Genomic DNA, 574 nt, shown 5'->3' on the forward strand with positions numbered 1-574 from the left:
GTCGCGCTCTGAGTAAATTTGTTCGTGGTAATGCCAATGCGACAAAGCATGTTCAAGTGAATTGATTAAGCAGTATTCAACGGTGTCTGTTTTGTTACTGTCCACTAAAGAAAGCGGCTTCACTTCGTCGCCAGTGTAACCAGTCGCTAAGCGATAGCCTTTTGCGGCTTTGCTCAAGTTACCCAGACGCATCCCACCTTGTTCGCAGAAACTGCGCGCCAAGGTAAATAGTGCATCAGTCTGGCCAGATTTGAGTTCAAGTTCGACTTCACAAATCGGTTCTTGCCTCTCTTCTCCGTCTTCCCCTTGCGCGACAACCATACCTTGGTCAAACGCGACCTCTACTTGGCTGCCATCTGGCATACCAATCAGCCACTGCTCACGCGTGAAGTTGGTCGAAAAAAGCGGAACTAACTCGGATTGTAGAGTCGCGACATCTTTGCATGACGGCCAGATATCGGAAGGATGAAGCGAAAGATCCGGTTCATTATTTGTGTGCTCAGCATTGTATTCTGGTCTTTGATGTAAGCCTGCGACAACGCGTCCTGCGGTTTTTACGGGTTGGACGAAAACG

General features: G+C 48.8%; 1 protein-coding gene. It reads right to left on the minus strand.

What is annotated here, in order from left to right; genetic code table 11:
• The coding region (locus R7093_RS26960; protein WP_318147242.1) for an inorganic triphosphatase at positions 1 to 574 on the minus strand (574 nt) is incomplete at both ends.

The organism is Vibrio sp. 1580 (genome assembly GCF_033340055.1).